Origin of the sequence: Streptomyces sp. TLI_171 (genome assembly GCF_003610255.1) — a bacterium.
Taxonomy (GTDB): domain Bacteria; phylum Actinomycetota; class Actinomycetes; order Streptomycetales; family Streptomycetaceae; genus Kitasatospora.
The window spans coordinates 1-18,282 of record NZ_RAPS01000002.1 but is presented as its reverse complement, the minus strand read 5'-3'; the positions used below and the strand labels follow the sequence as shown (position 1 = coordinate 18,282).

Here is an 18,282-nt window from a genome sequence, read left to right as displayed (position 1 = left end):
GACAAGGTCGTGCTCTTGTCCGTCATCCGTGTCGTCGGGGTGGACTCGCGCGATTGTCAGGCTGGCGTGGGTCGGAGCCGTCGGACTTCGGCGAGGCCTTCCGCGCCCTCCTGGACGTAGGCGGGGAGTCGGTGTTCGCGCGCGAGGCCGATGGCGGCTCGGAAGCACGAGTCGGCTTCGTCCCAGCCTCCGAAGTGAAGGTGGACGCGGCCCGTGATCAGGAGGCAGTCGGTGACGCCGTCGGGGCTGTCGATTTTCTCGTTGATGCGGCGGGCTTCGTCGAGGGCGGCCAGTGCTTCGTCGCGTCGGTCCAGTCCTCGTAGGCTGTCGCCGAGGTTGGACAGGGCCACGGCGGTGTTGTACGGGTTGCCGTGCCGCCGCCAGGCGTCGACCGATTTCCTGAAGCCCGCCTCGGCCGACGTGAAGTCCCCCAGCTTCAGGTGGAGGGAGGCCATGGTGCTCACCAGGAGGTCGTCGTCCTCCGGGACGCCGCGTTCGAGCGCGCGCCGGGCGTAGGCCAGGCCGGCCTCGGGCTCGTCCATCATGCTGTGCGAAAGGGCGAGATTCTTGAGGACGTTCACCGCGATGTCGCCGCGTCCTGCCCGCTCAGCCCGGTCGAGAGCAGCCGCGAGCGCCTCTATCGCTTCCGGGAATCGGTCGGACATGCCGTGGACCACGCCGATCCGTTCGAGCATCAGGGCCTGGCCGAGGAGGTCACCGCTCCCTTCGGCGCTGTGCAGCGCCAGTTCGCGGCATTCGTCGGCGGCGCCGGTCCACCAGCCGGCGGTCATGTAGCCCGAGAGCCCGTAGGCGATCCGCCAGGCCAGGTCTGGGCGGGAGGAGGCCGCCGCGTGACGGACCACCGTGGTGATGCTGCTCAGCTCCTGGGTGCACCAGGCCGTCACCTGCGGCCCGCCGGTGAAGTCGGGCGGTGCCACAGCGGGCTGATCCGCCAGCACGGCGATCCGCCGCACACCCGGAAAGAGAGTGTCTGCGGCGTGCTGCAGCGCAGCGCAGTACCACACCATGAGCCGCACCGGCGCGGCGTCGCTGTCCTCGTGACTGTCCTCCGTGACGGCGGCCTCGGCGGCGAGTTCGCCGAGCAGGTCGTGGAAGCGGTACCTGAGGGGTTCGGGGCTCTGCAGGAGCTGGTAGTCGACGAGGGTTTCCAACAGTTCCGCCGCGACGTGTTCCGGGCGATCGGCCAGAGCCGCGGCCTGTTTAATGCCGAACACCAGGCCCGGCAACAGGCCCAGCAGGCGGAACAGGCGGGCCGCATCGCGCTCCACGGGGTCGTGGCTGTCCCGCAGCGCCAGGTAGCTGGAGGCCAGGGTGGCGCGTACGGACAGGTGTCCCGCCGACAGGGAGCGCAACCGGGAGCCGTTGCCGGTCAGGTGGTCGGCCAGGACGCCGAGTGACCACGTCGGCCGGGCGGTGAGTCGCGCGCTGGTGATCCGCAGCGCCAGCGGCAGTCCGCCGCAGGCCGCGAGGAGACGCAGCGCGTCGTCGGGTTCGGCGTTGACGCGCTCGGCACCGCACACCCGGGCCAGCAGGTCGCGCTGCTCGTCGACGTCCAGCGGCTCCAGGGCGACGTGGTGGGCGCCCGGCAGCGCAGTCAGGGCGGTCCGGCTGGTGACGAGGACGGCGCAGCGGCTGTGGCCGGGAAGGAGGGGGAGTATCTGCTCGGCGTCGCGGGCGTTGTCCAGGACCAGAAGGACCCGCCGGTCGGACAGGACACTTCGCAGGCGGCCGGCACGGTCGTCGGTGTGTTCGGGCAGCGGAGCGCCCAGCAGTTCCGGGTCGAGATCGCCGAGGAAGCACGCCAGGACGTCGTGCGGGTTTCGTGGTTGGGCGTTGCCGAAGCCGTGGAGGTCGACGTAGAGCTGCCCGTCCGGGAACAGGTGCCGCACCCGGTGCGCGGCATGGACGGCCAGCGCCGTCTTGCCCACGCCGCCCATACCGGACACGGCCAGCAGGCACGCGCCACCGTCGGCTGCGACTGCTTCCAGCCTGTCCGTCAGCGCGGCCAGGACGTCGGCGCGGCCGGTGAAATCGAAGACGTCAGCTGGGAGCTGCGCCGGCGCTGGCCGTGCCGACGCATCGGCGCCGGTCCCGACGGACGCGGACGTCGCCAAAGGCTCGGGATCGACGGTGGGAGCGGCGGCCTTCGTCGGGACGGCGGCAGGTGCCGGCGGCGGGAGGAGGTCGGGGTCTGCCCGCAGGACCTGTTGGTGCACGGTGAGGAGTGCCGGTCCCGGGTCGACGCCGAGCTCTTCGGCGAGGCGGGTGCGGATGCCGTCGAAGGCGTTGAGTGCCTCGGCTTGGCGGCCGTTGCGGTAGAGCGCGGTGACGAGGTGGACGTGGAGGGACTCGTGCAGGGGGTGGAGGGCGGCCCAGCGAGTGAGTTCCGCGAGGGTGCTCGCGTGGCGGCCGAGGTTCAGCTCGGCCTCGAAGAACCACTCGGCCACCTGGAGCCGGGCTTCTTCGAAGGACCGGACAGCAGGGAGTGCCTGCTCGGCCACCAGGGGAAGGTCGCCCAGTGGCGTGCCGCGCCACAGGTGCAGTGCGGCATGGGCAGAACTACTGACGCCCTGCCAGTCGGCTCGTTGCCGGGCGGTGGCGGCGGCGGCGACCGCCCGGGTGAACTCCTCGGTGTCCAGCTCGGTCGGACCGATCCGCAGCAGATAGCCGGACGGGACGGTCCGAAGGCGATCAGTGCCGCCCGGGCCGAGGAAGCGACGCAACCGAGCGATCTGATTGGTGAGCGCGGCCGATGCCGTGGGTGGAGGACTTGCGCCCCACAGTGCGTCGGTCAGTCGTTCGCGGGAGACCGGCCGGTTCGGTGTCAGGAGCAGCGCCGCGAGCAGGGCGCGACCGTGCGCGGAGTGCAGCGTGAGCGCAGCGCCTGAATCGTCCTGAACCCTCAGGTCGCCCAACAGACCGAATCGCACGTACCGCACGCCTCCGATTGCCTGGACCGGCCCTTCCCAGGAGCACTCGAACTAGTGCCCACGCCGCCGTGTGCCGAGCTGATTATCCATCCGTTGTCGGGACGTTGTCGCGCGGGTTTCAGCCTGCGGACAGGCGCTGTCGAGCAGTTTGCGGGCGCCGGGACGACCGTCGAGCCGGCGAGCGCGGGACACCCGGGCAACCCCCGAGGCCTTGCCGCCGCAACTACGCACTGCTGTCCCGCCCAGCCCGGGTGCCGATCGCGCCGCTACGCGTTGCTGTCCAACCGATCGTTCGCGCGGAGTTCGTTGTCCACCGCCCGCCAAGGACTGTTCGCAAGCACGAGCGTCTGCTCGGTCCGGGCTCTTTGCGGGCCCGTCGACTCCGTGCCCACATGTCCCAGAACCGATGCGTGCGAAGCATCGTGCTACCTCCGCTGCGCCCTGCCGTCCCTCTGCTCGGTCCCTCCCAGCCCAACTACTTCGGGCCGGCCTTGCCGGCCGCTCCATGGCACACCCGCGCGCTGGCCCGTCCGTTCCAGACCGGCAGGCCGTCACAGCGCGGCATGCCGCGAACTCGTGCCCCGGCAGACGAACCGACCAGCACACGCGTTGGGTTCGGGAGTGTTGTGCAGGAGTTCACGGTCGGTGCAGTGGCTGTCCGGGTCGTCCACGGTGCGCAGGACGTATTCGCCGTGGATGCGGAAGACGCGCAGGTCGAAGTCGCAGTCCGACTCCTGCGGTAGCGGTGGCAGCTACGCCTACTTCCTCACCGCCATTCGCTGGGCCCAGTCCTCCCAGGACTACACCAACCACGCCGGCCCCTTGCTTCGCGGTGCGAGCGGCCACTACACCTGCGGGACCTGATTACACGCCAGCAGCTGCGGATCCCGGTACGTTCCGGGCTCCGCAGCGCCCCGTAGTGTTGAGGGACTGCGCCCAGCTATATGCGAAGGAGCCTCATCCATGCGGATCTCCGGCTGGAACGACCTCGACCGGGGCCAGGGCGTGGAACTGCGGCCGTACGACTACCCGTTCTGGCTCCGCGTCTGGCTGCGCATTCCGATTCTGGACCGATTCGCCTACCCCCACGCGGTGCGCCGCAACGCGGCGCTTCCCCCCGACCGGTCGGGGACGATCGGGGCCTTTTCCTACGATCCGGACCGTAAGCCGCCCGAAAGGCTGACCCGATACCGTGGTCGTGCCCGGGGAACGCGCCGCGCTGAATGACGTCAGCCATCGAGTTCCGCCCTCGGGGGCGGCGAGGCCTTGCAGCACGAGGTATTCGAAGCGGGCGGCACCGGCGGGGACGGCGGCGACGGTCGGACAGGGGCAGGGCGAGCCGGGCGGCGGGCTGTGGACGATCACGTAATTCGGCTCTGTCGCTGATCTTGTGGTGGAGCGTCGGTGTGCTGCCGGTGGGGTCTGGCTCCGTGCGGTCGGGTCGTGCAGTGGCCGACCGGTGGGTGCGATGCGACGGGTGCGGTGCGATGGGGGCGTCCGGTGGCCGGGGGGGTCGGGCCCCGGCCGCGCTGTGCGGGGCCGGGGCCGGGGTTTTCGGAGATCAGCCGCAGTGGGTCCAGCCGGAGTACCAGCGGACGCCTTCCGCTTCGCCGCCCCACGAGATGCACGTGCCCTTGGCGCTCAGGGTCACCGGTCCGGCGTAGTACAGGTAGTAGCCCGCGTCCGGAGCGTCCCTCAGGTCGCTCTGCCGTTCGATGTTCACCCTCAGGTCGTACCGGGTGGTCCCGTTCGGGCTGCGCTTCCAGGTGACGGCGCAGTTGCTGGAGCCGTTGTAGAACAGGTAGACGTCGGCGATCGTGCCGATCGAGTGCTGGTCGATCAGGTAGTACCCGCTGCCGACGCTGTTGCAGGCTCCGCTGGGCGTCGACGCCGCCTGCGCGGGAGCAGCCGCGAACAGCATTCCCGTCGTCATGCCCAGCACGCTGAGGGCGAGCCCCGCTATCCGCTTCGACTTGCGCATGTCTCTCCGTTCGAACATCCGTACCGGCAGGTGCCGCCCGCACGATAGCAGCGCCCAAGATCACCCGGCTACGCTCACCCAGCCCGACCTGCCGAACCTCCCGTTCTCCAACACCCTTCCGACACAGTCACTTGATGCTCAGTCACGGCGGCCTGACGGGCCGTCACCGACGTGCAGCTCGTCGATGAGGTCGCGGTAGGTTCGAAAGGCGCACTTGGGCGTGTAGTCGCCGTGCAGGAGGCCAAAGTGCGGGAACAGCCCCTCGGCGTTGATGTCGGCATCCCGCAGGGCGAAGAGCGAGTAGCCGTCGATGTTCAGCTCGCCGACCAGGGCGGCCACCTTCCGAGCGACGGTGTCGAGCACGGCGGCCTGCCGCTGTTCGCTACGGCCCGGGCCCGTCGGCCAGCCGTTCTCGTACACCCGGATCGGCACGATGTCCGGGATCCCGTTCCGAGTAATTGTCAAGACCTGTGGATTGGGTGGAGAAGCCCACACCCAGGCTGACTGGGGCTCCTGAAGGATGGACTTGAGTCTCCCGTAAGGGGAGACACCAGGGTGGGGGCATGGACGGCGACACGCTTTACACGATCGGGGCGTTGGCCCGGCGGACCGGGCTGACGGTGAAGGCCATACGGTTCTACTCCGACACCGGAATCGTGCCGTCGACTGACCGCAGCCCGGCTGGCTACCGGCTCTACGACATCGATGCGCTCGCGCGTCTGGATCTGGTGCGGACATTGCGTGATCTGGGACTCGATCTTGCCGTCATCCGGCAGGTGCTGGACCAGGAGATCTCGGTACCCGAGGTCGCGGCCGCGCATGCCGACGCTCTGGACGTGCAGATCCGCACCCTGCGCCTGCGGCGCGCGGTGCTACGAGCGGTGGCCAAGCGGGGCTCCAGCCCGGAGGAAATGGACCTCATGCACAAGCTCGCAAGACTCTCCGACGACGAACGCCGGCGTCTCATCAACGACTTCATCGACGACACCTTCGGGGGCCTGGACGCCAACCCCGACTTCGTGGAGATGATGCGCTCGGCCATGCCCGAGCTGCCGGAAGACCCCGAACCTGATCAGGTCGACGCCTGGGCGGAACTCGCCGAACTCACCCAGGATCCGGAATTCCGCGCCGCAGTACGCCGCATGGCCGAGCACCAGGCAGCCGAACGTGCCCAGGGCGACACCACTGGTCTGCACCACGACCTCACGCAAACAGTCCGCGACCAGGTCGGCCGCGCCCTCACCGCCGACATCGACCCCGACTCCGCTGGGGCAACCCCCGTCATCGACGCCCTCACCGCCCGCTACGCCCAGGTCTTCGACCGCGCCGACGACACCGAACTGCGCCGCTGGCTGTTGACACGCCTGGAGATCGCCAACGATCCCCGCGCGGAACGCTATTGGCACCTCCTTACCGTCATCAACGGATGGCCCATCCAGCCGACCCTGACGCCGGTGTTTACCTGGTTCATCGAGGCCCTGCGCACCAGGCTCAAGCAGTAGCCCGCGTCACCCGGCCCCCGCGGTCCGAAGATCAGGCTGCGAGGCCCTCGGTGCGCTCGATGAGCTGCCTTCGCTCGAACCGGGCTCCGGCACCGGACGAGGGCGACGAGGTGGGGAGCGTTCACGGCCCGCCACCGGGCCTGGGCGGATTCGACCAGCTTGAACACCATCGCCAGCGCGGCGGCCGCACTGCCAGCGCCCTTGGTGACCTTCGTACGCAGACGGACAGTCGCAAAGGTCGACTTGATGGTCGGCCTGCCACTAACTGGTGAACTTCGCCTTGACCTTGTCGATCTTCACAGACTGCGGCGCGTAGCAGGCGTAGAGCTTGCGGGAATGCAGAGCCAGGCCGTCGCCTCCCTGGTCGCCCAGCTTCCCAGCAGTCCGCACATCCCCGGCGTAGTCCACGCTCCGCCGGAAGCGGCCCTCGGCCAGCGCGCCAAGGCCGCCGGGTCAGGATCGGGTGCCAGGTTCCAGTCCGCTGCCACCGACGGAACAAGTCGTAGACCCGCCCCCACGGCCCGTACTCGGCAGGCGCATCCCGCCACGGAAAGTCGAAGCTCGCCCTGCCCGCCGACTCCTCTGCCCCGGATTCCTCGCCCAGCAGGACTGATCCCACCCGCAGTACCCCCGATTCGGCCCTGTACCGCCTGCTGACGGTCGCTCACCGCCCGGCCAGAGGGGCGCCAACGGCGCCGACGAGGCTCCGCTGCTGACGCTCGACCAGCTGAAGTCCTCCGCCCTGGACTCGGCCTGGTCGGCGCTGGGCGCGAAGTAGCCGTCAGTTCCGGTAGAGGGTGCGCAGCTCCTCCAGTGCGCGGGTCGCCCGCTCCGCCAGGTCGGGGCGGGCAGCCTCGTGGTGGGCGATTGCGAAGGTGACCGTCCGCGGCTTGGACTCCCACTCGTACAGCTCGGGCGCGGCCCGGCGCAGGTACACCATGGTGCCCACCGGGTTGGTGACGAAGGAGAGTTCGAGCCGCGGGAGCTTCCGCCTGCCCCGGGCCGGGTCGGTGAGGAACAGCGACTGGTAGCCGGCGTGGTGCTGGTCGGACCCCGGGATGTACGCGTAGACGACCCGCGAGTCCTGCGGCCGGTAGCCGAGTTCCGCGAAGATTGCGACCGCGGCCCGGACGGCCGGCGTCGGGGCGATCCGGAGGGTGCTGCGGTGCACCGTCCCCTCGGAGCGCCCCGGCGGCCGCAGGGTGATCCGGACCGCCACCGCGAACCCCAGGGGCTGCCCGTCGAGTTCGGTGAACGGGCACTCCCAGGGCAGCCGGCCGCTGAACGGCAGCGTGCGCTCCTGCCCGCCGCCGATCTCGAGATCGTAGCCGCCCGGGGTGCTCAGCGAGCCCAGGACCAGGTCGGTCGGCCCGCCGTCGTTGTCGAACCCGTCGGCAACCAGGTAGTTCTCGATCTGGTCGACCTCGACGCTGCGGGCCCCGGCCCGGATCACCAGCTGCCCGCCGATCCGCTCGCCGGGGACGGCGAGGTCAGCCGTCCGGATCTCGACCTCCGGGCCCTCCGCCGCGCGTCCGAGCCCGAACCTCGCCAGCAGTCCCACCTGCCCGTCCCCTCCCACCCGACCCTCACCTGCCGATCTTGACGAACGCTAAGGTGAGCCGAGGTCATTTTCCAAGGGGGAGGCGCGGCGGATGGGACTGCGGAGACTGCTCGGACTCGGCGACGACGGCGGCGATCCGCCGGAGATCGACACCCGGATCGCCACGTTCGCCCCGCAGCCCGGGCAGCGGATCGAGGGCGAGGTGCTGCTGCGCGGCGGCAGCGCGGGTCTGAAGGTCGAGGGCCTGTACCTGCACGTGGTGGGGAAGGTCCTGGGGTGGAACGGCAGCGTCGAGGACCGCGAGTGGGCGTACCTCTCGCCCTCCCGCTCGTACCTCGACGTGGCGCCCGGGACGGAGGAACGGATCGGCTTCCACGGCCGGCTGCCGTGGGACTGTCCGATCACCGAAGTCGACGGGCGGACGGTCGGCGTCGACCTCTCGCTGACCACCACCCTGTCGTCCGGCCCGCAGCGGTCCGTGCAGGACATCGACTTCGTGCACGTGGCCGCGCCGCCGCTGCACGAGGCGGTGTTGAGTGCCCTCCGGGTCGAGGGCCACCGGGTGGCGGACGCGCAGCTGCTCGACAGCAGCATTCCAGAGGTCGACCTGCGCCACTCCTGGATCGAGACCTTCCACCTGGAGGACGGCACCGGCGTCCCCAGTTCGGAGGTCACCTTCGTCAACAATCCGGTCGGCGCGATGGTGTACGTCCGCCGAGCGGCCCGCCACCTGACGCGCTGGGACGAGAAGCCGCCCGCCGTCTCGTTCCCGGTCGCCCACCACGAGACTGGCGAGGTCGACCTCGGCCCGCGGGTGCGCGAGGCGCTCGACCAGCTGGACCGGCTGCGGTCCTGACGGGACGTCAGTACCAGTAGCGGACCGCCGCGACGAGCTGCTCCGGAGTGAGGTCCGCGAACCGGCCGGGCGCCGATCGTCCCTCGTCGACTACCCCGGCGCCGTCGGCCGCCCCTGGCCCTGCCGACACCTGGTCTGGCCGGGCCCGCCCAGGCACAGCAGGCCGGACTGCCCGACCCGTGGCTGCTCGCCCTGCCCGAGGAGCAGCGCCTGCTGATGCGCGCCGCGTAGCTCGTCGACGTCCGCGCCCGTCTGTTCCTCGAGCATGTCGCCAGCGAGCCCACCGGATCGCTGGCCGTGTACCTCGCCGCGATCGACGACCTGGCCGAGCGCCTGCGGGGGCAGGCCCGCGTCATCGCCGCGTCCGCCGAGGCCGACCTGAAAAGTGGCCGGTCAGGAAACCGGCCCCGTTCGGCGACGGCGGCCAGCGCGCCGATACTTGACCGGTCAGGAAACCTCGCCCCGTCCGCGCCCGCCGAGACCGGAGCGGCCAGCCGGCGCCACGCGGTGTCCCGGAACAGCCGGCGCAGGTCGTGCGCGGTTGCCCGACCGCGCGACCGCACTCTCCTGGTCCAGCCCCCCTTTGGCGCGAGGGCCGGCGGCGGGTCGGTGCGGGCTCCGGCCGCGTGTGATGAGGATCCGCGAAATTGGCTCTGACCGGAATTCCGGATGCTGTTGGTGATCTTCAGCGAGTGTCGGTTTGAGTCCGGTCGATCGTCTGGCGGCAGAGGCGCGTGAAGCGGGTTCCGAGGCTGGTTCGGCTGTCGCCTGGCTGGTGCTGGTGGAGGCGGATGATGTTGGTTCCGGCCGCGGTGAGGACATGCTGGACGTGGGTTTTCACTTTGCCTCGGTAGCGGCAGTGACGGAGGCCGTGGGCGCGCACGGTCTCGGAGACGGTGGCCTCGCAGCCGGCCCTGAGGGCGTATCGCTCGCGCCACGGTCTGGTCTGCTGGTCGCGTCGCACCTGGTTCTGGATCTCCTGTAGGGGCTGGGGCAGAAGGAGGATGTGCCGGCCCTTGCCGTCGACGTTGCCGGTGCATTTGAGGCGGTCGTCGCAGGCCCGGCAGGTGGCGCGGGGGAAGAGCACCGACATGCGCTCCTGGCCGTCGGAGAGTGTCGGTTTCCATGGAGGGCTGGTCGCGCCGTTCGGGCAAGTCAGAGTTCTGTCTTGCCAGTTGGGGCTGAAGTCTTCCTTGTTGAACCCGGGGTGGGCGCGGGAGGTCGGGGCGAGGCGGACCGGGCCGACCAGGTCGATGCCGTGTTCGGTCCTGGCTCGGTGGATGGTGGCCGGGGTGACGTATCCGCCGTCGACAAGGTGTTCGGCCGGGGCGAGGCCTCGCGTCGCGAGGTCTGTGTGGATCTTCTCCAGGGCGTCGATGTCCTGCTCGGGCGCCGGTGTGGTGGCGACGTGGACGATCACATTGGGCAGGCCGTTGTCGCAGGTCTCGGTCTGGTGGTCTTTGTAGCCGACCCACTCGGCCTTGCCGGGTTTGTGGCTGAAGCGCGCCTGCGGGTCGTGAGGGGAGACGATCTCTACCGACGACCAGGGGACACGTGCCGTCGCCGGATCGGGTCTGCCCTCGGCGGCCGCCCCCGCGGAGGTCGTACGGCGGGCGGTATGGCGTCGGCTCTGTCGGTCGCGGGTCTGCTTGGGCCCGCGCCATCGCAGAGCGTCGTGCTCGTCGAGCCAGTACTGCTGGACCCAGACCTGCCGCAGCACCTCCACCTGCGGCAGCCGCCGAAGCCTGGCCGGGGTGTCAACGGCGAGAAGAGCGCGGAACAGCCGCATGCCGTCCTCGCCGACCGTGAGTGCGTACTGTTCGCGCTCCTTGGTCTCCCTGGGCAGCCGGTCATAACGCACCGGTCGGCCGTAACGCCGGGCCCACTCGTCCGTGACCAGGACGGACACCCATTCCTCGTCGGCGGCGGCCAGCTCCTCCAGGGCAGCGCGCAGGGTTTCCCCGACGAGCTCGATCCGGTCCAGGCGCCGCACCGCAGCCAGGACGTGCGTGGAGTCGGTCCGCTGCCGTCCGCGCCGCTTGACCAGCCCAGCCTCCGCCAGGCGCTCGACCATCACCGCCAGAAGCCGGTCTGCCCGATCGTCCTCGGCCATCCGGTCACGGAACTCGCTCAGCACCGAGAAGTCGAAGCCCGGATCGTCCAACTCCAGCCCCAGGCAGTAATTTCCAGTCCAATCGGCACCGGACGGCCTCGGCGGCCTGCCGGTCGGTGAGATTCTCCGCGTACTGCAGCACCGACACCAGCGCCAGACGAGCCGGCGACAGACCACGACGCCCGCCAGCGGGATACCACTCCTCGAAGTCGCTGTCCGTGAACAGACCCTCCAGGTGATCCCGCACCCACATCGCCGCCGTGCCCCGCGGATTGCTCGCCCGAGCCATCCGCACGGTCAACGCCGGGATCTCCCGCCCGGACCAGTACCCCATCGCCACCGCAGCCCACCCCTCCGAACAGCCGGACCCTCCAGGCCAGAACAGCAGGCAGGCACGCTCAACGACCGCCGATCGCGGCAATCTCACCCTGACCGGTGAAGATCACCAACAGCATCAATTCCGTGAAGCAGTCGTGTTGATCACCAGCGGCTGCGCAGTGCGGGCCCGAGCTGGGGATTGGGAAGTGCTCGCTGCGATCGTGTTCGTGGCGACCTCGGGCTGCACCTGGCGTCAGCTCCCGCCAATCGTCGGGGCCTGCTGGCAGACGGCCCACCAACACTTCATCGGTCACGACTACGGGAGACTGTTCCAGGTCGATCCGTCATGTCCGTTCTAGGAGTAGGTCTGTGAGAGACGCCGCAGTTTCCGATGTGCTGGCCGAGGCAGGGCTGGTCGTGCTGCCGGTCCCCGTTCCGGTGGAGGTGTGTCCGCCCCAGGGCGCCTGGGTGTCGTCCTGCTCGCCCGCGGACGGCCGGCTCGACGAGGTCGTCGATCTCGCGCAGCCCGACGGTTTGGAGAGGTTCGACGAGGCGTGGCTGCGCCTGGCGACCCGGATGGGCCTGTTCGCCGAGGACGGCGCCTTCCTGCTCGCCGTCACCCTGGACCCGGACAACGAGTACCCGGTCTGGACGCCGGTGCGGCTCACGGAGCGTTGGAACGTCTCGGGCCGCAACTCGGGCACCATTTCCGGGCCGATCGGCAGCGGCGGCCTGCTGACGGCCTCCTTCGACGGCGAGGTGATCATTTCCGGGACGACCTGGCAGGACGGGACGGCTTCGGCCGTTGGGGTATCGCACCCCTACCGTGCGGAGCCGATCCGCCGCTACGTGCAGATGCTGCTCGACGAAAGGGAGCTCCCGGCCGATTGCGAGGACGGCGTTCGAAGCTGGCTCGGGCGGGGCTGATACGAACCCGGCCGCGACAGCGAGCGAATGGCCGCCACAACACCTGAAGCGGAGCGGCAAGTGAATCTGGCACTGATCGAGATCGACCGCATCGACTGGAATTCCTACCGGTGCGGGTGCGCCCGCCCTGCGGGCCATGTCGCAGACATGCTGCGGAAGCTGGTGTCCGCCACCACGGAGGCCCAGGTGTCCTGGATCGAGCTGTCCAACCACGTCGAAATCCAGTCGTTCCCGACGGAGGTGGCGCCGGCTGCCCTATCGGTGCTGGTGGCGGCGCTGGGCGAAGACCTCCACCCGGCGGCCCGGCACAAGATCCACCTGACGTTCTACTTCTGCCTCGGCGGGGAAGAGCCGGTCATGGTCGACGGGATTCCCGTGTCGGCCTGCGAAGACGCGGCGCGCCAAGGGCTCTGGCAGCTCTACAGGGACGCTGCCGCGGGCTTCGGGGCGGCCGCACTCGTCATCAACAGCATTCGCGGAGAACGTGCACGCCTCGAACACTTCGTCAGCCGACTTGAAGACCCGCCGAAATGGGTCGAAAGCTGGAACTTCAAGCCTGAAGACATCGACTCCTGAGCGGCCGGCGACGTTGCCTGCACGGATCCCTGCCCTGTGGCATCGTGGTCGCTGCCGGATCCGACGCTCACAGAGACACTGAGCAGGTCTAATCTGCCGGGAGGGCTTTTCTCGGGAGCCGAAGTGAGACGGGTGCCGGGCGCGGCTCGGAATGTGAGTGGGGCACCTGGAGCACTCCGGATGGGGACTGCTGACTTCAACCCGAGTTCCGTGAAAGACCAGGTCGCAGGCGTGAGTGCAGGATCGTTTCGCTGCGGGATGACCTGCGCGTGGCTCTCCATTCGATCGAAGACGTGCTGTTCCCTGGAGTCGATGTTGAACTGCAGCGGGTGACCGCCGAGTTGGCCCTGGTGCTGGTCGAGGTCGCCGCGTGCGGTGCGGCCGTCCGGTGCCCGGACTGCGGGATCCGGGGCAGGCGGGTCCACTCCACGTACTGGCGCACGGCGGCCGAACGCCATTTGGCGAACCGGAAGTTGCTGATACGGCTGCGCGTGCGCCGGTACTTCTGCGACCGCGTCCGCTGCGGGCGGCGGACGTTCGTCGAGCAGGTCCGGGGGCTGAGCGAGCGTCACCTGCGCTCCCGCACCGGGCTGAAGGAGTGGCTGCGTGCCGTCGCCACCGAGCTCGGAGGCCGCGCGGGCGAGCGGCTGTGCCGCAAGCTCAGCGTCGCGGCCGGCCGCACCCGACTCCTCGGTCTGCTGGAAGCACCCGACGTGCCGGAGCGGGCGCCGCGGGTGCTCGGCGTCGACGAGTTCGCCTTCCGCCGGGGCCCGTACCTGCGGCACCCTGCTGGTCGACGTCGAGACCGGCCGCGTCGTCGACGTCCTGCCCGACCGCACCTCACAGACCTTCGCGGCCTGGCTGCGCGAGCACCCGGGCGCGGAAATCGTCTGCCGCGACCGCGCCAGCGCCTACAGCCGGGCGATCAAGGAGGCCGCGCCGGCCGCGGTCGAGGTCGCCGACCGCTGGCACCTGCTGCAGAACCTGTCCGCCGCGGTCGAGAAGACCTGCCACCAGCACCGCGCCTGCCTACGCAAACACGCCGACCAGGAGGTGCCGCCCGAGCCGCCGACGATCGACCTGCCGGTTTTCCAACTGCCCCGGACCCCGATCGTCGAACGTACCCGCGACCGCTACGCGGACGTCCACCGCCTGCTGGACCAGAAGTGGACGATCAGCGCCATCGCCCGACACCTCCGGCTCGACCGCAAGACCGTCCGCCGCTTCAAGACCACTCCGTTGGACGAACTCCTCGCCTCAGCCAGGGAGTTCGGCGCCAGCAAACAGGGGCTGATCGACCCGTTCAAGCCCTACCTGAACAGCCGGTTCACCGCCGGATGCACCAGGCCGGTCGGTCAGCAGGCCGCGGAGCCTGTTCACGGCCCGGGTGCGGTCGCGCACCAGGTCGGTGCGGCGGGCGGTGGCGAGCCGGAGCTCGGTCAGCTCCTCGCCGGCGACGTTGACCGGCATCAGGTCGCGGCGCATGCGGGCCTGATCGGCGATGACCACGGCGTCGCGGGCGTCGGTCTTGCCTTCGCCCCGGTAGCCGGCGCTGGCCCGGTTGACGGTCCGGCCGGGAATGTAGAGGACGCGCTGCCCGTGGCTGATCAGGATCGCGATCACCAGCGCGGCGCCGCCGTCGGTGAGATCGATGGCCCACGTCACGTCCTCGCCCAGGGCGAGGACGTCGGCGACGAGCCGCAGAAGCTCGGGCTCGTCGTTGGCGACGCGGCGCGAGAGCAGTTTGCCGCCCTCCGCTTTCAGCACCACACAGTGGTGGTGCCCCTTGCCCGCGTCGATCCCCGCCCATATCCCGCTCATCGCACTCCCAGGTGCCGTCGAAGTTGGTCCGTGCTCGGACGACCGCGCCGGCGTTGTCCTACTCAGCGATCTGCTCGCAACTCCCAATGAGCGGCCGGGTCGTGGTCGTCGGGACACCGGGCGGCCAAGTCTGTCGAGCCACGGTCGGCAACATCTCAGAAGCCACACCCGGTGTCCCTGGGCGAGAGGACCCGACGAATGGCCCGCTCATCCCGCTCAGAAGGTAGGACATCTCAGGGTGTTAAGGCGTCAAGCTGAAGCGCCTCAACGTGCGGTGGCGGGCTGCCAGGCGAGATCGAGTTCGCCGTCGACTGTGGCAATGCCAGGTGCCTGCGAGCCGCCCAGGGCTGCATGGCTCAGCAGCACGCGCGTCCCGGCTTCCAGGGCTTGGGCGTTTCCACCCCCTTGTGTTCATGAGCACGCTTGTGTCAGATGTGCACTCCTCAGGCCGGACCCGGCCCAACGGGACCGCCTCGAGGAGATCCGCGACAACCTCATCGCCCGCATCACCGAAGCCGAACTCGAAGGCTGGCTCGGCGAGGTCGAAGGACTACGCGTCAGCCTCGCCGGCGCCGACGAGAAGCTCGCCCAACTCGATACCCAGCTCTCCCGCACCAGAGGACAATCCACCTCGGATTCCTACGTTCGGCCACATCGTTGGCCAGGCTGAGGAACCTCCGAGCGCCAGTTCCCAGTGAGATCTAGCAGTAGCCGCTCAGATTGGCCCTGCCAGCTGGAGGCGTGAGGCGAGGCCAGGGGTGGCCGGCCCGATCGGAGGCCACCACCCGCAAGAGCTCCAGCACGGTACATCCCGGATATCCCGGGAAACTCGTGTAATTGAAGCGGTAGTAGCAGTTCCAATAGCTAACCACTCGCCTTTGGGTACGCGCGAAGAAGGAGGGATTGTCCACGATGAACTGGCCGTAGGCAGCACGGAGAGCGGTGCCCGGCATATCAAGGTCGCCGAGTGCTTTCCGGATGACCACCAGGATCTCCACAACGTACTCACCGACCAACTGCACGACGTACGGAATGACCCATGGCTCCGCGGAGCCAACGATGCATTCCAGGTGACGTTGGCGGACCCTCCCGTCATGGTGCCTGGTGTACAAGCAGTGCAGGATCGTCAGCTGTCTTGGGGAGAGAGATTCCAGCGCATCAGCCGGCGGTTCGTCGTTGTACAACCGCGTGGGGATCGCGAGGAACTGCCCCCTGCACGTTGACCGAGAACGGTTCCGCCGGCTTCAGCCGCGATGTCTTCATGGCTGCCAGGACCACCCGGACGTCGTCCGCGAGCGGGCTCGGGAACGCCATGCTCAGGTGGTCACTGTCGTCGAGAGGCTGGGGCACGGCTCTGAGCAAATGCGTACGACGCAGCGTAGTTCAGAGAAGCTTGCATCCGCTGCCCAGTACTCCAGGTGGGCCCCCGCCAGAAGCCCCGTCTCGTCGAGATCATCCAGAACCTCCGCGAACGCATCCGCGAGGCCCGCGCCAACGGCTGGCTCGGCGAGGTCGAGGGACTTCAGGTCAGCTTCGACGCCGCGATGGCCAAGCTCAAGAGCCTCAAGAACATCCCCACCGACGGACGCCCTGAACTGGTTGACCTCGGCATGCCCGTCTTCACTGGTGACGCACCGCCGCCTGAACCGAATGAAGGAGAACCCCAGCCCCGAGGCTGATCAACGGCCCCGCCCCAGGCGGGGCCGTTCTCATCAAGGGACGCGCGTGAAGCCGCTGGGGCGTGGGGCTATCTTCGGAAAAACGATTGCAGTCCGTCCCAGCTCCTGGGTACGGTCCGGGCATGGCAATTACGCCCCGTGTCTCTTAGCTCGGACACCAGCTTCGACGCCACCCTTGTGTCCTTGAGCTGTTACGGAGCGTAACTCCATTGAATACTCTTCGCGGTCCCGGCCTGTTCCGGAACCGGGACTTCTCGCTGCTGCTGAGCGGCCAGTTGGTCTCTGCTATCGGTGACCAGGCTCATTTCATGGCCCTGCGCTGATCGTGCTGGCCCTCACCGGGTCGGCCACCCAAGCCGGGTTCGTGCTCGGCCTCGGCACTCTTTCCTTCTTGGCGTTCGGGCTGGTTGCCGGCGCCCTCGTCGACCGGTGGGACCGTAAGGCCACCATGATCTGGTGTGAGCTTGGCCGGGCCGTGCTCACCGCCGGCGTCGCCGTTGCGTTGTGGCTCGACAGGCTCACCATGCCCCAGCTATATGCGACAGCGGTGCTTGCCGGGCTTCTGACCACGCTGTTCCAAGTGGCGAACACAGCGGCGCTGCCCAATGTGGTTGGCCCGCGACAGCTGTCCGCTGCGCTCGGCTTACTCGCAGTCCGCCGCCAGCGCTGTGGGCATCTTCGGGGCTTCACTCGCCGGTGCGCTCTACGCCGTTGGCCGGACCGTTCCGTTCGCCGTCAACGCGGTTTCCTTCGCAGTGTCCGCGGCGTCGCTGCGTCTGATGCGTGCTCGATTCCAAGTGGACCGGAAGGACGTGCGGACGACATCCCGGCTCTCCACCGAGATCCGAGAGGGGCTTGGCTGGCTCTGGCGCCAGCCGGTCATCCGTTTCCTGACTCTGGTCTCGGCCGCTGACAAGGTGCGCTACGGCGCCGGGTACCTGTTGATCATCACACTCGCCCGGCAGGTGGGTGCCTCGCCGCTGTGGATCGGTGTCATCTTCAGCGGTGCGGCGGTCGGTGCCATGGCGGGAGCGCTGGTCTCGGACAGGGCCACACGCCGCTTTCCGCTGGGCCGGATTGCCGTGGTGATGCTGTGGTTGGAGGCATTGATGTTCCCGCTGTACGCTCTCGCGCCCAACCCGCTGATGCTGGCAGCGGTCGCGGCCGCTGAGTCGCTGTGGCTCCCGTCTACGCGGTGGCCATGACCACCCACCAGTTGGCCATCACCCCGATGAGCTGCGGGGCCGGGCGACGAGCGCGGTCTCCACGCTCACCACGGGAGCCTTGTCGATTGGCACGCTTGCAGGCGGCGCGCTGATCACCACGCTGGGTGCCAAGCCGCTGGTCTGGCTCTGCGGAGTATGGCTGCTCATCCTGCCCTCCTCACCACTGTCAACCGGGATGTGCGGCAGGCGCCGCCAGCGGGTGCGCTTCCACAGCAGCAGGCCAGCAGCACCGGCCGAGACTGCCCACACGCCTGGCTAGTGCCGCATCAGGCAACGTTTCGCCTCGTCTGATGCACCGTCCGGTTGCTGCGCTGGTGGGCGCCGGACGGTCAGAATGATCACGTGGCCGAAGCGTGCAGGTCCGCGAGATCGATGACGATGAGGGCGGGCGGGTTGCTGCGGAATCCGCAGAGGTACCGGGTCGGTGGTGACATGGCGACGCCGCCAGATGGTCCTGTTTCCGCGCCCGCTGGACGTCCGGATTGCGATCGTCTGGCGACAACTACTCGCCCACCTGACCACCAAGTAGTGCCAGCGGGTCGGGACCTGGGCTGCGGCGAACAACGTCGAGATCGCTTACACCCCGACCAACAGCTCCTGGCTCAACCGGATCGAGGCCCAGTTCACCGCCCTGCGCTACTTCGCCTCGACAGCACCGACCATCCCAGCCACAAGGCCAGGGCAGCATGATCCGCCGCTACATCATCTGGCGGAACAAGAACGCCGCCGACAAGCGCCTCGCGCCATCGTGAGCAGGGCCAACGCCGCCTA

17 protein-coding genes and 7 pseudogenes are annotated in these 18,282 nt (G+C 69.0%); 12 read left to right on the top strand and 12 right to left on the bottom strand.

What is annotated here, in order from left to right:
* Window positions 1-56 precede the first annotated feature (56 nt).
* On the bottom strand, window positions 57-2,951 hold the full coding sequence (locus BX266_RS35935; RefSeq protein ID WP_143686824.1) for a BTAD domain-containing putative transcriptional regulator: 2,895 nt from the start codon (window positions 2,949-2,951) through the stop codon (window positions 57-59).
* A 696-nt stretch (window positions 2,952-3,647) separates the two neighbouring features.
* Here BX266_RS35935 and BX266_RS39140 point away from each other — a divergent pair.
* Window positions 3,648-3,815, top strand: coding sequence for a hypothetical protein (locus BX266_RS39140; RefSeq protein WP_180290323.1), 168 nt, complete (start codon window positions 3,648-3,650; stop codon window positions 3,813-3,815).
* 99 nt (window positions 3,816-3,914) lie between these two features.
* Window positions 3,915-4,178: a hypothetical protein gene (locus BX266_RS35925; RefSeq protein WP_099896909.1), complete on the top strand. Its 264-nt coding sequence runs from the start codon at window positions 3,915-3,917 to the stop codon at window positions 4,176-4,178.
* Between the two features lie 334 nt (window positions 4,179-4,512).
* Here BX266_RS35925 and BX266_RS35920 read toward each other — a convergent pair whose 3' ends face one another.
* On the bottom strand, window positions 4,513-4,932 hold the full coding sequence (locus tag BX266_RS35920) for a hypothetical protein (protein WP_099896908.1): 420 nt from the start codon (window positions 4,930-4,932) through the stop codon (window positions 4,513-4,515).
* A gap of 138 nt (window positions 4,933-5,070) precedes the next feature.
* Complete coding sequence (locus tag BX266_RS35915) at window positions 5,071-5,397, bottom strand: hypothetical protein (RefSeq protein ID WP_143686823.1); 327 nt, start codon at window positions 5,395-5,397, stop codon at window positions 5,071-5,073.
* 98 nt (window positions 5,398-5,495) lie between these two features.
* Here BX266_RS35915 and BX266_RS35910 point away from each other — a divergent pair, with 98 nt between their 5' ends.
* On the top strand, window positions 5,496-6,434 hold the full coding sequence (locus BX266_RS35910) for a MerR family transcriptional regulator (RefSeq protein ID WP_099896906.1): 939 nt from the start codon (window positions 5,496-5,498) through the stop codon (window positions 6,432-6,434).
* Window positions 6,435-6,465: 31 nt separating this feature from the next.
* Here the strand turns inward: BX266_RS35910 and BX266_RS35905 are convergent.
* The 4 genes and pseudogenes from BX266_RS35905 to BX266_RS35895 form a co-directional block, all read right to left on the bottom strand.
* Window positions 6,466-6,682, bottom strand: a pseudogene (locus tag BX266_RS35905) (IS256 family transposase); the annotation flags it as partial.
* Window positions 6,683-6,695: 13 nt separating this feature from the next.
* The gene (locus BX266_RS40545; protein ID WP_259465205.1) at window positions 6,696-6,824 is read right to left on the bottom strand and encodes a hypothetical protein; all 129 of its coding nucleotides are present in this window, start codon (window positions 6,822-6,824) and stop codon (window positions 6,696-6,698) included.
* Between the two features lie 79 nt (window positions 6,825-6,903).
* A pseudogene (locus tag BX266_RS40540) lies at window positions 6,904-7,053 on the bottom strand (IS5/IS1182 family transposase); the annotation flags it as partial.
* Window positions 7,054-7,215: 162 nt separating this feature from the next.
* On the bottom strand, window positions 7,216-7,995 hold the full coding sequence (locus tag BX266_RS35895; protein WP_120314338.1) for a sporulation protein: 780 nt from the start codon (window positions 7,993-7,995) through the stop codon (window positions 7,216-7,218).
* A 91-nt stretch (window positions 7,996-8,086) separates the two neighbouring features.
* Here BX266_RS35895 and BX266_RS35890 point away from each other — a divergent pair, with 91 nt between their 5' ends.
* Window positions 8,087-8,851 (top strand): sporulation protein, encoded by a 765-nt coding sequence (locus BX266_RS35890; RefSeq protein WP_099896904.1) that lies wholly within the window; start codon window positions 8,087-8,089, stop codon window positions 8,849-8,851.
* A 90-nt stretch (window positions 8,852-8,941) separates the two neighbouring features.
* On the opposite strand, the gene BX266_RS39135 is transcribed toward BX266_RS35890, so the two are convergent.
* The 3 genes from BX266_RS39135 to BX266_RS41360 form a co-directional block, all read right to left on the bottom strand.
* On the bottom strand, window positions 8,942-9,118 hold the full coding sequence (locus BX266_RS39135) for a hypothetical protein (RefSeq protein ID WP_180290322.1): 177 nt from the start codon (window positions 9,116-9,118) through the stop codon (window positions 8,942-8,944).
* Between the two features lie 418 nt (window positions 9,119-9,536).
* Window positions 9,537-11,015: a transposase gene (locus BX266_RS35885; protein WP_143686822.1), complete on the bottom strand. Its 1,479-nt coding sequence runs from the start codon at window positions 11,013-11,015 to the stop codon at window positions 9,537-9,539.
* A complete protein-coding gene (locus BX266_RS41360; protein ID WP_399168722.1) occupies window positions 10,969-11,217 on the bottom strand; it encodes a transposase in 249 nt (82 codons plus the stop codon). The genes BX266_RS35885 and BX266_RS41360 overlap by 47 nt, the downstream gene beginning before the upstream one ends.
* A 253-nt stretch (window positions 11,218-11,470) precedes the next feature.
* Here BX266_RS41360 and BX266_RS35875 point away from each other — a divergent pair.
* The 4 genes and pseudogenes from BX266_RS35875 to BX266_RS40535 form a co-directional block, all read left to right on the top strand.
* Window positions 11,471-11,587 (top strand): annotated as a pseudogene (locus BX266_RS35875) (transposase); the annotation flags it as partial.
* Window positions 11,588-11,699: 112 nt separating this feature from the next.
* The gene (locus BX266_RS35870; RefSeq protein WP_143686821.1) at window positions 11,700-12,209 is read left to right on the top strand and encodes a hypothetical protein; all 510 of its coding nucleotides are present in this window, start codon (window positions 11,700-11,702) and stop codon (window positions 12,207-12,209) included.
* Window positions 12,210-12,269: 60 nt separating this feature from the next.
* Window positions 12,270-12,785: a hypothetical protein gene (locus BX266_RS35865; protein ID WP_099896900.1), complete on the top strand. Its 516-nt coding sequence runs from the start codon at window positions 12,270-12,272 to the stop codon at window positions 12,783-12,785.
* 606 nt (window positions 12,786-13,391) lie between these two features.
* Window positions 13,392-13,823: pseudogene (locus BX266_RS40535) on the top strand (transposase); the annotation flags it as partial.
* Between the two features lie 315 nt (window positions 13,824-14,138).
* On the opposite strand, the pseudogene BX266_RS39130 reads toward BX266_RS40535, so the two are convergent.
* Together BX266_RS39130 and BX266_RS35845 are read right to left on the bottom strand one after the other, a co-directional pair.
* Window positions 14,139-14,606, bottom strand: a pseudogene (locus BX266_RS39130) (IS110 family transposase); the annotation flags it as partial.
* Between the two features lie 701 nt (window positions 14,607-15,307).
* On the bottom strand, window positions 15,308-15,790 hold the full coding sequence (locus BX266_RS35845) for a hypothetical protein (protein ID WP_310794851.1): 483 nt from the start codon (window positions 15,788-15,790) through the stop codon (window positions 15,308-15,310).
* A gap of 234 nt (window positions 15,791-16,024) precedes the next feature.
* On the opposite strand from BX266_RS35845, the gene BX266_RS35840 reads away from it, so the two are divergent.
* The 4 genes and pseudogenes from BX266_RS35840 to BX266_RS41025 all read left to right on the top strand — a co-directional run.
* Window positions 16,025-16,285 (top strand): hypothetical protein, encoded by a 261-nt coding sequence (locus tag BX266_RS35840; RefSeq protein ID WP_218969222.1) that lies wholly within the window; start codon window positions 16,025-16,027, stop codon window positions 16,283-16,285.
* A gap of 325 nt (window positions 16,286-16,610) precedes the next feature.
* Window positions 16,611-16,877: pseudogene (locus BX266_RS41355) on the top strand (MFS transporter); the annotation flags it as partial.
* Between the two features lie 19 nt (window positions 16,878-16,896).
* Complete coding sequence (locus tag BX266_RS40530) at window positions 16,897-17,490, top strand: hypothetical protein (RefSeq protein ID WP_259465206.1); 594 nt, start codon at window positions 16,897-16,899, stop codon at window positions 17,488-17,490.
* 487 nt (window positions 17,491-17,977) lie between these two features.
* Window positions 17,978-18,282, top strand: a pseudogene (locus BX266_RS41025) (transposase); the annotation flags it as partial.